General features: G+C 30.6%; 12 protein-coding genes. 5 read left to right on the forward strand and 7 right to left on the reverse strand.

What is annotated here, in order from left to right:
* The first annotated feature begins 163 nt into the window (after positions 1–163).
* The 5 genes from thrS to HM985_RS15005 all read left to right on the forward strand — a co-directional run bounded on the left by thrS (position 164) and on the right by HM985_RS15005 (position 4,353).
* A complete protein-coding gene (gene thrS / locus HM985_RS14985) occupies positions 164–2,104 on the forward strand; it encodes a threonine--tRNA ligase (protein WP_179377035.1) in 1,941 nt (646 codons plus the stop codon).
* Positions 2,105–2,138: 34 nt separating this feature from the next.
* Positions 2,139–2,687: a translation initiation factor IF-3 gene (gene infC / locus HM985_RS14990; RefSeq protein ID WP_179377146.1), complete on the forward strand. Its 549-nt coding sequence runs from the start codon at positions 2,139–2,141 to the stop codon at positions 2,685–2,687.
* A gap of 119 nt (positions 2,688–2,806) precedes the next feature.
* Positions 2,807–3,004, forward strand: coding sequence for a 50S ribosomal protein L35 (gene rpmI, locus HM985_RS14995; RefSeq protein ID WP_179377036.1), 198 nt, complete (start codon positions 2,807–2,809; stop codon positions 3,002–3,004).
* 102 nt (positions 3,005–3,106) lie between these two features.
* Positions 3,107–3,451 carry a 50S ribosomal protein L20 gene (gene rplT / locus HM985_RS15000; RefSeq protein ID WP_179377037.1) on the forward strand — a complete coding sequence of 115 codons (345 nt, stop codon included), beginning with the start codon at positions 3,107–3,109 and terminating at the stop codon, positions 3,449–3,451.
* A 104-nt stretch (positions 3,452–3,555) separates the two neighbouring features.
* Complete coding sequence (locus tag HM985_RS15005) at positions 3,556–4,353, forward strand: HAD family hydrolase (RefSeq protein WP_179377038.1); 798 nt, start codon at positions 3,556–3,558, stop codon at positions 4,351–4,353.
* Here HM985_RS15005 and HM985_RS15010 read toward each other — a convergent pair.
* From HM985_RS15010 to HM985_RS15040, 7 genes are all read right to left on the reverse strand, one after another.
* On the reverse strand, positions 4,333–4,755 hold the full coding sequence (locus HM985_RS15010) for a secondary thiamine-phosphate synthase enzyme YjbQ (RefSeq protein ID WP_179377039.1): 423 nt from the start codon (positions 4,753–4,755) through the stop codon (positions 4,333–4,335). The two genes, HM985_RS15005 and HM985_RS15010, sit on opposite strands and share 21 nt — an antisense overlap.
* Positions 4,756–5,995: 1,240 nt before the next feature.
* A complete protein-coding gene (locus HM985_RS15015; RefSeq protein ID WP_179377040.1) occupies positions 5,996–6,664 on the reverse strand; it encodes a LytR/AlgR family response regulator transcription factor in 669 nt (222 codons plus the stop codon).
* On the reverse strand, positions 6,657–8,357 hold the full coding sequence (locus HM985_RS15020) for a tetratricopeptide repeat-containing sensor histidine kinase (RefSeq protein ID WP_179377041.1): 1,701 nt from the start codon (positions 8,355–8,357) through the stop codon (positions 6,657–6,659). The genes HM985_RS15015 and HM985_RS15020 overlap by 8 nt, the downstream gene beginning before the upstream one ends.
* A 1-nt stretch (position 8,358) precedes the next feature.
* Entirely contained in the window at positions 8,359–9,543 is a 1,185-nt protein-coding gene (locus HM985_RS15025) for an asparagine synthetase B (RefSeq protein WP_394351851.1), read from the reverse strand.
* Between the two features lie 220 nt (positions 9,544–9,763).
* Complete coding sequence (locus HM985_RS15030; protein WP_179377042.1) at positions 9,764–10,798, reverse strand: AI-2E family transporter; 1,035 nt, start codon at positions 10,796–10,798, stop codon at positions 9,764–9,766.
* 71 nt (positions 10,799–10,869) lie between these two features.
* Positions 10,870–12,402, reverse strand: a complete 1,533-nt coding sequence (dnaB, locus tag HM985_RS15035; protein ID WP_179377043.1) for a replicative DNA helicase — start codon at positions 12,400–12,402, stop codon at positions 10,870–10,872.
* Positions 12,403–12,571: 169 nt separating this feature from the next.
* On the reverse strand, positions 12,572–13,525 hold the full coding sequence (locus HM985_RS15040; protein WP_179377044.1) for an acetyl-CoA carboxylase carboxyltransferase subunit alpha: 954 nt from the start codon (positions 13,523–13,525) through the stop codon (positions 12,572–12,574).
* Positions 13,526–13,563: the final 38 nt, after the last annotated feature.

The following is a 13,563-nucleotide window of genomic DNA, read 5'->3' on the forward strand; positions in this document are numbered from 1 at the left end:
ATGCATCTTCTAAAAAAAGATATAGCGGATGACGCGACGTTTTTGCTCCTTAATAGCAAAAGCGAAATGCCTAGAAATAACTTATGATATATTTATAGAAACTTCACTTTGTCTATTCCTTATATAGGTATATCTTTGTGGGCTAAAATTTATACTATATATAATGATACAAATTACTCTACCAGATGGTTCCGTTAGGTCTTTCGAAAAAGATGTGACTCCTTATGAAGTGGCTGTAGACATTAGTGCAGGATTTGCCCGTAATGTTATTTCAGCAAAATTCAATGACACCGTTATTGAAACCACCACTCCATTAACCACAGATGGTAGTCTTACTTTATATACTTTTAAGGATGATGCTGGTAAAAAAGCATTTTGGCATTCTTCTGCCCATGTTTTAGCACAAGCATTAGAAGAACTTTATCCTGGCGTGAAGCTATGGGTTGGTCCTGCTATTGATAATGGTTTTTATTATGATGTTGATTTAGGTGAAGGAACTATATCTGAAAAGGACTTTAAAGCTATTGAAACTAAAATGATCGAAATAGCTAGAGGTAAGCACGATTTTAAAATGCGTGATGTTTCTAAGGCAGATGCTCTGGCTTATTATAAAGGTAAGAACGACTACAAGGTTGATTTAATTGAAAACTTAGAAGATGGCACTATTAGTTTCTGTGATCATTCTACTTTTTCGGACTTATGCCGTGGTGGACATATACCTAATACAGGTATTATAAAAGCTGTTAAGATTTTGAGTGTTGCTGGTGCTTATTATAAAGGTGACGAAAACAACAAGCAATTAACAAGGGTTTATGGAATTTCGTTTCCTAAACAAAAAGAATTGACTGAATACCTTCTTCTTTTAGAAGAAGCTAAGAAAAGGGATCATAGAAAATTAGGTAAAGAGCTTGAGCTTTTTGCTTTTTCTAAAAAAGTAGGTCAAGGTTTACCATTATGGTTACCTAAAGGAGCGGCTTTAAGAGAGCGTTTAGAAAACTTTTTAAAAGCTGCACAAAAGAAAGCTGGTTACGAAATGGTGGTTACACCACATATTGGGCAAAAAGAGCTTTATGAAACTTCTGGGCATTATGCAAAATATGGCGCAGATAGTTTTCAGCCTATTACAACTCCTTCTGAAGGGGAAGAATTTTTATTAAAACCAATGAATTGCCCACATCACTGTGAGATATACAACGTTAAACCTTTTTCTTACAAGGAATTACCAAAACGTTATGCAGAATTTGGTACGGTTTATAGATATGAACAAAGTGGTGAATTACATGGTTTAACAAGAGTTAGAGGTTTTACACAAGATGATGCTCATATTTTCTGTACTCCAGATCAACTTGATAGTGAATTTAAAGCTGTTATAGATTTAGTTCTTTATGTTTTTGGATCTCTAGGATTTGAAGATTTTACTGCACAGGTTTCTTTAAGAGATCCTGAAAACCCAGATAAGTATATTGGAAGTGATGAAAACTGGGAAAAAGCTGAAAAAGCAATTTTAAATGCTGCCATAGATAAAAAATTAAATTATGTTGTAGAAACAGGTGAAGCTGCTTTTTACGGACCTAAGTTAGATTTTATGGTAAAAGATGCTTTAGGTAGACAATGGCAATTGGGAACCATACAGGTTGATTACAACTTACCTGAGCGTTTTGATTTGACTTATAAAGGAAGTGACAATGAAATGCATAGACCAGTAATGATTCACCGTGCTCCTTTTGGAAGTATGGAACGTTTTATTGCTATTTTATTAGAACATACGGGCGGAGATTTCCCACTATGGCTGATGCCAGAGCAAGTTATTATTATATCAATAAGTGAGAAATTTGAGAAATACGCCGAAAAAGTTTTAAATGTGCTAGAAAATGACGAAATTCGCGCCCTCACAGATAACAGAAATGAAACTGTAGGTAAGAAAATTCGAGAAGCTGAATTACAAAAGTTTCCGTATATGATCATTGTCGGTGAGCAAGAAGAAAAGGATAATACAATAACAGTGCGCCAAAGAGGAGGTGAAGACCTTGGCACAATTACTGTAGAAGCCTTTGCAACATTAATAAAAGATAACATTAATAAAAGTTTAAAAACTTTTAAGTAATATAAGTTTAATTTAAAATACAGAAGCCATAGCAATACGTAGAAACAGAAAGAATTTTACAAGACGTGTATCTCAAGAGGATAAACACCGTATAAATTCTAAGATCAGATCTGAGGAAGTTAGATTAGTCGGAGATAATGTTGAAATAGGGGTTTACCCCGTTAAACAGGCATTATCGTTTGCCGATGAACAAGGTTTAGATCTCGTAGAGATTTCACCAAATGCGACTCCTCCTGTTTGTAAAGTTATGGATTATAAAAAATTCCTTTACGAACAGAAAAAACGAGAAAAAACGTTAAAATCTAAAGCAACTAAAGTTGTTGTTAAAGAAATTCGTTTTGGTCCTCAAACAGATGACCACGATTATGAGTTCAAGAAGAAACATGCCGAAAAATTCTTAAAAGATGGGGCGAAGTTAAAAGCCTTTGTTTTCTTTAAAGGACGATCTATTGTTTTTAAAGAGCAAGGACAAATTTTATTATTAAAATTAGCCCAAGATCTTGAAGAATATGGAAAGGTGGAACAACTACCTAAGCTCGAAGGTAAGCGAATGATTATGTTTATCGCGCCAAAGAAAAAATAGCTTTAGCTATAGGTCACTATTTTATTAAAATAGTTGATATTAAAAAGAAAAGATACTCTTGCCTTTGGCATAGGGTGTATAAAAATAATAAGCGAAACGAAATTAAAAAAGAGGACAAAATGCCTAAAATGAAAACTAAATCGAGTGCTAAGAAACGTTTCAAACTAACTGGCACTGGTAAAATTAAAAGAAAGCATGCTTTTAAGAGTCATATCTTGACAAAAAAATCTAAAAAGCGTAAGCTTGCGTTAACTCATGATACATTAGTACATAAGGCTGACGAGAAGAATGTTAAAATAATGTTACGTTTAAAGTAATATTTTTTAACCGGTTACAATAAATTATAAACCCTGGAGTTAGGCAAAACAATTTAGCAAGTGTCATAATAGACCGCCTACTACAAAACAAAATTAAAAGAAATGCCAAGATCAGTAAATTCAGTAGCAAAAAGAGCCAGAAGAAAAAAGGTTCTTAAGCAAGCAAAAGGTTACTTTGGAAGACGTAAAAACGTTTGGACAGTAGCTAAAAATGCGGTTGACAAAGCGATGCAATATTCGTACAGAGACCGTAGAGTAAAAAAGAGAACATTCCGTTCGTTATGGATTATGCGTATTAACGCAGGTGCAAGACAGCATGGAATGAGCTATTCAAAATTTATGGGAAGATTAAAAACTAACAATATCGACTTGAACCGTAAAGTTCTTGCTGATTTAGCAATGAATCACCCACAAGCTTTTGAAGCTATAATTAACAAAGTTAAGTAAGGCTTTTAGCCAAATTAATAACATCATTTCGCTTATAAAATCCGATTCATTAATTTGAATCGGATTTTTTATTTCAATATATTTAAATTATAAATTAAGATAATATGAAAAACGTTAAAATGGTTGTCACAGATATGGATGGCACTTTATTAAATTCTAATCACGAGGTTAGCGAACGATTTTTTAAAATCTTTAAGACATTACAACAACAAAATATACGTTTTGTTGCAGCTAGTGGAAGACCTTACTATAGCATCATTGAAAAGCTAGAATCTATAAAAACCGATATTACTATTGTTGCTGAAAACGGAGGTTTAATTATTGAAAATGAAAACGTTCTACTAGCTAATGCTCTAGATTCTAAATTACTATTACAACTCTATGAATTAGTAACTAAAATAGATAACGCCTACCCTATTTTCTGTACGCAAAATCAAGCTTATATTTTAAGAGCTTCTGATGATATGGTTGAGATTTTTGCTGAATATTATTCGAATTACATCATTATTGATTCTTTTGAAGAGATCAAGGATAAAGTTATTAAAATAGCTTTATATCATACCATTAATTCTGAAGCACATATTTTTCCTTTGGTAAAACATTTAAAACCTGAATTGAGTGTTGTAGTTTCTGGGAATCATTGGGTAGATATATCTGAAGCTATTACTAATAAAGGAAACGCCATAACCTTATTACAAAAAACTTATAATATTAAGCCTGAAGAGACAATGGCTTTTGGTGATTATAATAATGATTTAGAACTTTTAAAATGTTCAAAATATAGCTATGCCATGGAAAATGCACACCCTGACGTAAAAGTAGTCGCTAATTATGAAACTTTATCTAATAATAATTTTGGAGTTGAAGTTATTTTAGAACAATTAATTGCCAAAAACGGTTAAAACCAATTGTCTTCCCGAAGCATTGTTTCTATGCTCGCAAAGATAAATACCTTGCCATACTCCTAAATTAAGCTTACCGTTTGTAATAGGTATTAGAACCGAACTCCCCATTAACGATGCCTTAATATGTGCTGGCATATCATCTGGCCCTTCAAAAGTATGTTGGTAATAAGATTGGTTTTCTGGAACCATTTTATTTACATGGCTTTCAAAATCTAATCTTACTGTTGGATCTGCATTTTCATTTATAGTTAAACTGGCAGATGTATGTTTAATAAAAACTTGCAGTTGACCAATATGCATCTCATTAATTTCAGGTATTACTTTTAAAACTTCTGATGTAATTATGTGAAACCCTCTAGTGAATGCTTTTAATTTTATCTCTTTTTGAAAGAATTTCATTTTAATTAATTGATTCTACTTATGTAAAAATAATCATTTTTGAATTCATTTTTTAATATCACTAAAAAAAGGTCGCATAGATTGCGACCTTTTATTTAATGATTAAAAACCCTACTTCTTAATCACCCTTTTCGAAATTTCCCCAAACCTCGAGTATTTTTAACGATACATTCAAAATCACATTCTGAAGACACCATTTTTAAATATTTTTTATGAAACTCTATTTTAAATTATCAATAATTTTCTATATCTTATTTATAATATAGCATGCATATAAAATAGAATATTACTGTATTCTACAACTTAGAATATGTAGTTAAAGATAAAAATTATTCATTTAAAATAACCGGTTTTATCTTCAAAAATTATTAGCTAATAAATTTACATTTTAATTCATTAGTTAAAAATATGATGGTTTGAAATACGCTATTTTGTATGTCAATGACTTAGTTATATTATTTTAGTTACTCTATTAGATACTTTTATAGTAAAACAATAGCCCTGTAATAAAAAAAAAAATTATAGCCTGTTTCAAGGTTTCACTTTGATTCACTCTTATTTTTAATAAATAGATTCATTCTTCATATTTACTTCAATCTATAACAAAACGAATGCTCGTAATCACTTTATTAATGAGTAATCTTCCATTTAAATCAGACATAATAAATTCTAAATTTGAAGAGTTTAACAAAATTATTGAAACTCGATTGTTTATTCAATTTAGATATATAAAAATGTTGTTGAGCTATTATAAAAGCTCTTAAATTATACAATGGTGAAGCTAAAAAACTCTTTAAATAAAACTCTACTATTGTTCTAAACCAAGTCATTCAAATATGTTGCTAATTGTTTAATGTAATTGTATTTTAAGCTGTAGAAACGGAAGTAAACCCCTCACTCTAATCTATATTTAAAAAGTATAATAATTAGTAGCTCTTCTACGTTACATTTGAATAGTACCAAAATTTGTGTAACAAGAATAATTACCCACAATAACACTGCAGTTAACAATTGTTTCTGGATCTACTCAAGCTTATAATGTTATTGTGCTTTTTTTATAAAGTAGGTTATCATTGCCTTACGTTAATATACTCTATCAGTGATAAGATCAAGATCAAAATGCTTGCCAGCCCTTAAACATTTATTAGTTGTGTTATCGAAATTAAACTTTCTTCTATCCTATAATTAACAGGTGAAGGATCTGAAAAAATTGCATAAAAAAATTCTAGCTGTAGAAATATTATCTAAAGTTAAAAGCATAAGTTCTAGATAATGGAATCTCTAAATTATTTATAAAAACAGATGTTGAAGAAATACGTTCTACTTTAGTTCTGTTAACCATATACGAACGATGCGTTTTTATAAATGTATCTGATGATAATTGTTCCGCTAATGTATTTAATGATTGTCTAGTAGTATACTTCTTAGTTTCTGTATGAATATCTATGTAATTTCCGTCTGCAACGATGTAAACAATGTCATCAAACTGTAAATTAACTGTATCATGACCATCTTTAATTTGAAGTGTGCTTGCTTGCTTTTTTATAAATGCTAAATTTATTGATGCTAATACATCTAAACGTTTAATCGGTTTAGTTAAATAGGCTTCTGGATTAGTTTTCAAGGCTTTATTCATTAAAGAAGCATCATATTGTCCTGTTAAAAAAATTAAAGTGGCATTGTCATTTTTTATTTTGGATAGCTCTATTCCTGAATTTTCCCCATCCAAATTAATATCCATTAAAATTATATCTGGTAAGAAATGAGACATTTCAACTTTAGCAGATTCTTTATCATGTACTAATCTTAGATTAGTAAATAATTCTTCTTCCAAAATCTCAAATATATGTTCAGCTATTAGAATTTCATCTTCAACAATAAGAATTTTTATGTTTTTAATATTACTCATTACTCATTTGTTTTTCAAATGAAAATAAGAAACCATTTTGGGTATCAATCTTATATTCAATCTTTAATTGTCTGCACAGTTTGTCAATTAATTTTAATCTTAATTGTTTTCCTATAGCTGTCGTTCCATTATCTGAATATCTAAAATAGAGCATATTTGCTTGTTGTTTTAAATTAAAATTAATTTCTCTATTTTCTTTAGAAACAAAAGCATGTTTTATAGAATTAATGAATAATTCAGTCAATAATAACCCAAAATACATGGCATTATTTGTAGAAATACTAATAGGTTCTACAATAAAATTTATTTTTATATCATGCTCTTTAAAAACTTCTAAAAAACTAATTTTAACATCTTTTAAATAATTTGAAATATTTATTTTTTGTTTGTCTTTATTTTTATACAAATGTTTATGAAGTGTTGAAATAGCTTCTACTTTAGACAAAATATTTTTAAGCTGAAGGTTTTTACTATCTGGTGTTTTCTTTAATTGGTCTGAAATAAGAATTATGACTAATTGCAAATTATTATTTATGCGATGATTAGCTTCACTTAATAAAAATTCATTTTGTTGTGATAAGAATTTGAGTTGTCTATTATCTTCTTTAGTTCTTTTAAAAAAAAACGCAGTTAATAAAGCAATTATACTTGCACTAAAAAACAAACTAACACTTATATATAAACGTGTTTTATTGGTAGATAATTCCTTATCCTTGTTTGCTATTTCTAATTTATTTATATGTAGCTGGTTTTCTTTTTCAGCTAGTTTATATTTCTCCTCAAGTTCAAAAAGGAATTTATTGTGCTCTAGTTTATAATATTTATCTGTGAGCTTTAATCTAATTTTTAAATATTGATAAGCCTTGGTTCTATTACCCAGTTTTTCATAAATATTTCTAATATTATCTGTAAACAGAATTTCACCATAAAAAAGCTCATTATCTTTTGCATAGTTTAAAGCATGTAAAGCCTCTTCCAAAGCTTTATCATATTGCTTGTCCTTTATTAAGATTCGTGTAAAATTAATATATGCATCTACTTTATTATGGACCAGATTATTACATTCTGCATAAGAAATAAGGTCTTCTAAAGTACTGATAGCTTTCTTAAAGTTCTTTTTTTCTTCATAAACACCAGAAATCTCTAGAGTAGAATAAAAAATACCGTTTCTATCATCTAATAGTTTTGATAGCTTAAGTGCTTTCTTCCCATAAAAAAGTGTAGAATCTGGATTATAAAAATATTCTGTAAATAAAGCTGCTTTTCTACTGTAATAGTTTACTAAATATTTATTATCAATTGCATAAGATCTTAATAATACACTTGCATTTTCTAAGTGTTTAACGGCTTCAGCAAAAAGTGCTCTTTTTCTATAAAACTCAGCCATTTTAACATTATAGTAAAACTCTAAATCCTTATTTTGAGTATGGTTTATTACTATTAAAGCTTTTGCATAATAATTATTAGCCTTATCATAATTAAGTTTTAGTTTATAAATTTCAGCTAAACCAATAAGTAATTGAATTTCTTGAGTTTTACTTTCCTTTTTTGTTAAATACGTTTCGTAATAAGTAAGTGCTCCATCCAATTTATTATTGTCAATTAATTTTTGGCCAAATTCTATGATGGAATTGCTTTGAGAAAAAGATAATTGGAATAAAAATAAGAAGATTGTAAGTGTAAAATACTTCATATTAGGTTTTCTGCTTCTTCTTTTTAGCTGCAGGAAATAATACATTATTTAAAATTAATCGATAGCCTGGAGAAGTAGGATGTAAATCTAATTCTGTTTTAGGATCTCCTACTCTGTGTGTATAATCTTCGGGATCGTGACCTCCATAAAAAGTAAAAAATCCTTTACCTTTAATACCATGTATATATTTAGCTTCTCCATTTGTTCTGTTCTCCCCCATTACTAAAACATTAGATTTTATTTGATCTCTATTAAATGAAGTTGTTTGCCCCATAAACCCCTTAACTAATGCTGTGTGATTTTGAGTTAACATCGTTGGAATAGGATCCCATTTCGCAGAATAATCCATTAAAGAAAAATAATCTGTCAATTTAGGTATTTGGCGTTTTGTGGTCATGTCTATAGATGAAAACTCATAAACATTAGGACTACGTTCTAGCACATAATCTTTAAAAGCAAAAGTTTTAGAGAAATCTATTTTATTTTGATAACCAGGGTCACTTCCGTCACCATCAAACATGGGTTCACAAATATCAACGCCTTCTGCAGAGAGTGCGATATCAAAACTATCTGTTGCTGAACACATAGCAAACATAAAACCACCTCCAACAACGTAATCTCTAATTTTTAGAGACACAGCAGATTTCTCTTCAGATACTTTACTATAGCCCAATTTTTCGGCTAAAGCTTCAGCGTTTTTCTTATCCTCAATATACCATGCAGCCGAACGATAACTTTTATAAAATTTACCAAATTGACCTGTAAAATCTTCGTGATGCAGATGTAACCAATCATAAAGAAGTAGCTCATCATTTAAAACCTCCTCGTCATAAATAGTTTCATAAGGAATTTCTGCATAAGTCAAAACCATGGTTACAGCATCATCCCAAGGTTTTGTTCCGCTTGGCGTATAAACTGCTATTTTTGGTGCTTTTTCTAAAACAATTGCATCTTGATTTACGGCAGGACTGGCAATTTCTTCTAAAATTTGTGCTGCTTTTGAATCTGATATAACTTCAAAAGAAACTCCCCTTATCTGACATTCTCGTTGAATAATTTCTGCATCTGGCAATAAAAAAGAGCCGCCTCTATAATTTAATAACCATTTTACTTTTAACTCTCGATCTAATGTCCAGTAAGTTATACCATATGCTTTTAAGTGATTCTCTTGAGTTTCTGCATCCATAGGAATAAGAATATAAGATGCATAAGTCTCCATACTTAAAAACAATGCGAAACAAAGTATTATAATTTTTTTCAAGTCTATATATTAAGAACTAAAGATAATTAATTTTTAGTCTAGACCATCTGAATTTACCATTCTTTTAATATCAAAACAGACAGGAAGTATGATAGTTAAAGCTTAAATCACTGTATTAAAAATTTTTAATGAAGCTATTACAATTCTAATTGATTGTACTTTGTTTACCCGAAAGTAAACTAGCAATAACTTTAGTTCCTTCAAACTGTTCTAAAATAATTTTTATAAAAACAGTTATAGGAATTGCCATTATTAAGCCAGGAATTCCCCAAAGAAATCCCCAAAACATCAACATAACTAAAACGGCTATAATATTAATAGAAAATGATTTCCCCATGAAAACAGGTTCTAATATTGCACCAAAAGTGACTTGAACTAAAGAGATGGCAAGTATAAAAAAGAATAAAGTACTTGTTGGGTCTAGCTCTACAAAAGCAAAAATAGATAGCATAATTACCGAAATAAAAGAACCTACCATTTGTACAAAATTAATGGCAAAGGCAAATAATCCCCAAAAGATAGGAAAGCTTACATCGAAAAACACACACATTAAACCTGTGAAAACCCCTGTTAATGCACTTACTAAGACTTTTACTTTTATAAATTTAATAAGATCTTTTTCAATCTTCATAAAGGTTTTCACAGAAGTATGTTTTCTTTTTAGAAGCGTATTGTTAAGTAACTTATGCATATTAATAGATTCTGCTAACCAAAGCACTACAAAGAAAACCGTCATTAACAAGCCCGTTAAAAACGCGTTTAAAAATCCAAGTGTAGATCCTAAATTTTCTTTCTGAAAAAACTGCCCTAAAAGACCATGTTCTTGTTCTACAACAATGCCAAAATTATCTAATAAATAAACTTTAAGATCAGCCATTTTAACTTCGGCTTTCATCAAAAACTCTGTATTATTGGCTAATATTTGCTTACTAGATAGCTGAACTAATTCTATACCTAATTTAAGACCAAGTGCTACTAATAGCAGTACAATAATAATACTCACTACTCTTGGCACATTTCTACGTCCTAGCCATCTCATTAATGGTAAAAACAATAGGGCGATAAACATTGAAAAAAACAATGGTATAAATATAAAAGACAAGATCTTAAGTAAATAAAATACTAAAGGAACCGTAATGATTAACAACAAAATATTTGTTGTACGTCTTTCTTCTAACATGTTGCAAATTTGGTTTTAACTACAAAATTCAAAGATAAGTTAAATACAGTTTTGATTTCTATAAAATGTTCTTAAAAAGGAACTCCATCATCATCGGGTCCGCCAAAGGCATCAGATGCAGAAGGAAACTTATCTGGTGTAAACGCATTATCACTTGGTGTTTCATTCATTTTAGAATGAAATTCTCCAAAAGGTGTATCAAAATCATCTAGATTCTCAAACTTACCTAAGTGACCAACAAACTTCAGTCTAATATTTTCTAAACCACCATTTCTATGTTTTGCGACGATAAATTCACCTTGACCTGCGGTTGGTGAGCGTTCTTCATCATCCCATTCATCAATTTTATAATATTCTGGTCTGTAAATAAATGATACAATATCGGCATCTTGCTCAATTGCACCAGATTCACGTAAATCGGATAGTAATGGACGTTTACTTCCTCCACGTGTTTCTACAGCACGCGATAATTGAGATAATGCAATTACTGGTACACTTAATTCTTTTGCTAAAGCTTTAAGGTTACGAGAAATCATCGATATTTCTTGTTCACGATTTCCTCCTTTCTGACTCCCTCCAGCAGTCATTAACTGCAAATAATCAATCATGATCATTTTAATACCGTATTGCGAAGCCAAACGACGTGCCTTTGCTCTTAAATCGAAAATTGAAAGCGATGGTGTATCATCAATAAATAAAGGTGCATTTTCTAAGGCTTTTACCTTAACATTTAATTGCTCCCACTCGTGTTTTTCAAGTTTACCTGTTCTTAGTTTTTCTGAAGACAAGGTTGTTTCACTCGAAATAAGACGTGTAATTAACTGTACTGAAGACATCTCCAGAGAAAAGAAAGCTACGGGAATATTACTGTCTACAGCCATGTTTCTTGCCATGGTAAGTGTAATTGCTGTTTTTCCCATACCAGGACGTGCAGCTACAATAATTAAATCACTGGGTTGCCATCCTGAAGTTAATTCATCTAGTTTATTAAAACCGGTAGGAATACCACTCATTCCTTCCTTATTAGACATCTCCTCGATTTTCTTTTTGGCTTGAATTACCAAACTCTGAGCAGATTCTGTTGATTTCTTAACATTACCTTGGGTGACTTCGTATAATTTAGCTTCAGCTGTATCTAAAAGGTCGAAAACATCTTTAGTTTCATCATAAGCTTCTTCTATAATTTCGTTTGAAATTTTAATTAAACTTCTTTGAATAAATTTTTGAAGAATAATACGTGCATGGAATTCAATATGTGCAGAAGAAGAGACACGTTGTGTTAAAGAAATAAGGTAAAAATCACCACCTGCAGCTTCTAATTTCTGATCTTTTTTTAATTGACTAGAAACGGTTAATAAGTCAATTGGCTCACTGTTTTCGAACAACTTAAAAATAGCTTCGAAAATATGTTTGTGTGCCTCTTTATAAAATGCATCTGGACTTAAAATATCAATTACTTCATCTACACCCTTTTTATCAATCATCATTGCACCAAGAACAACCTCTTCTAAATCAGTTGCTTGTGGTGGTATCTTTCCTTTTTCTAAATTGATAATAGTGCTTTTATCAACTTTATAGCCTTGTACTGGATTGGGTTGTTTCATAAGTAACAAAAGTAGTTAAATAGTATTGAGCAAATGATAATAATCGTTTTTCGATTTCAACAAACCGTCAACAATCTAACTGTTAATAACTCGAATTAATTGTTAATAGCGCCAAAAAAAACCGAAGCTTAAAACTTCAGTTTTTTTTTATTCCTTAAAGCGAATAGGATTACTCTTTATAGACACCCATTTCATCATATTTTGCCATACGCTGACTTACTAAATCTGTTGCTGATAATTGCTTCAACTCTTCATAAGACTTAACAATAGCATTTTTTACAGAAGTAAATGTCTTTGCTCTATCGGTATGTGCACCACCTAAAGGTTCTTTTATAATAGAATCTACAAGTTTCATGCGCTTCATATCTTTAGCGGTTAACTTTAAAGCTTCTGCCGCTTGTTCTTTATATTCCCAGCTTCTCCATAGAATTGAAGAACAAGATTCTGGTGATATTACAGAATACCAAGTATTCTCCAACATCATTACACGGTCACCTACTCCAATACCTAATGCACCACCTGAAGCTCCTTCTCCAATAATTATAGTGATAATTGGGACTTTAAGACGCGCCATTTCTAAGATGTTTCTAGCAATAGCTTCACCTTGGCCACGTTCTTCTGCTTCTAAACCTGGGTATGCACCTGGTGTATCTATTAAAGTAACAACTGGAATACCAAATTTCTCTGCAGATTTCATAAGACGTAATGCCTTACGGTAACCTTCTGGATTAGACATTCCGAAATTACGATATTGTCTTGTTTTAGTATTAAACCCTTTTTGTTGACCGATAAACATATAAGATTGATCTCCGATCTTACCTAAACCACCAATCATAGCCTTGTCATCCTTTACATTTCTATCTCCATGTAGCTCTAACCAAGTATCACCACAAAGGGCTTTAATATGATCTAAAGTATATGGTCTATTAGGATGACGTGATAATTGAACACGTTGCCAAGCAGATAAGTTTTTATAAATATCTTTTTTAGTTTCGGCTAGTTTTATTTCAATCTGCTTACAGGTCTCAGTAACATCTACCTCACTTTCTTTACCTATAATCTCACATTTATCTAGCTGCTCCTCTAATTCTTTTATGGGTAATTCAAACTCTAAGTATTCCATACAATTTGAAGTTAGTTTTTGTCTTTAGTTAGTATTTT

This window comes from Winogradskyella wichelsiae (genome assembly GCF_013403925.1).
In the GTDB taxonomy this organism is placed as follows: domain Bacteria; phylum Bacteroidota; class Bacteroidia; order Flavobacteriales; family Flavobacteriaceae; genus Winogradskyella; species Winogradskyella wichelsiae.

Excerpts from the sequence above, each read along its gene's own strand:
- thrS (WP_179377035.1), top strand. The coding sequence starts at position 164 with ATGATACAAATTACTCTACCAGATGGTTCCGTTAGGTCTTTCGAAAAA.
- rpmI (WP_179377036.1), top strand. The coding sequence starts at position 2,807 with ATGCCTAAAATGAAAACTAAATCGAGTGCTAAGAAACGTTTCAAACTA.
- rplT (WP_179377037.1), top strand. The coding sequence starts at position 3,107 with ATGCCAAGATCAGTAAATTCAGTAGCAAAAAGAGCCAGAAGAAAAAAG.
- HM985_RS15005 (WP_179377038.1), top strand. The coding sequence starts at position 3,556 with ATGAAAAACGTTAAAATGGTTGTCACAGATATGGATGGCACTTTATTA.
- HM985_RS15010 (WP_179377039.1), bottom strand. The coding sequence starts at position 4,755 with ATGAAATTCTTTCAAAAAGAGATAAAATTAAAAGCATTCACTAGAGGG.
- HM985_RS15015 (WP_179377040.1), bottom strand. The coding sequence starts at position 6,664 with ATGAGTAATATTAAAAACATAAAAATTCTTATTGTTGAAGATGAAATT.
- HM985_RS15020 (WP_179377041.1), bottom strand. The coding sequence starts at position 8,357 with ATGAAGTATTTTACACTTACAATCTTCTTATTTTTATTCCAATTATCT.
- HM985_RS15025 (WP_394351851.1), bottom strand. The coding sequence starts at position 9,543 with ATGGATGCAGAAACTCAAGAGAATCACTTAAAAGCATATGGTATAACT.
- HM985_RS15030 (WP_179377042.1), bottom strand. The coding sequence starts at position 10,798 with ATGTTAGAAGAAAGACGTACAACAAATATTTTGTTGTTAATCATTACG.
- dnaB (WP_179377043.1), bottom strand. The coding sequence starts at position 12,402 with ATGAAACAACCCAATCCAGTACAAGGCTATAAAGTTGATAAAAGCACT.
- HM985_RS15040 (WP_179377044.1), bottom strand. The coding sequence starts at position 13,525 with ATGGAATACTTAGAGTTTGAATTACCCATAAAAGAATTAGAGGAGCAG.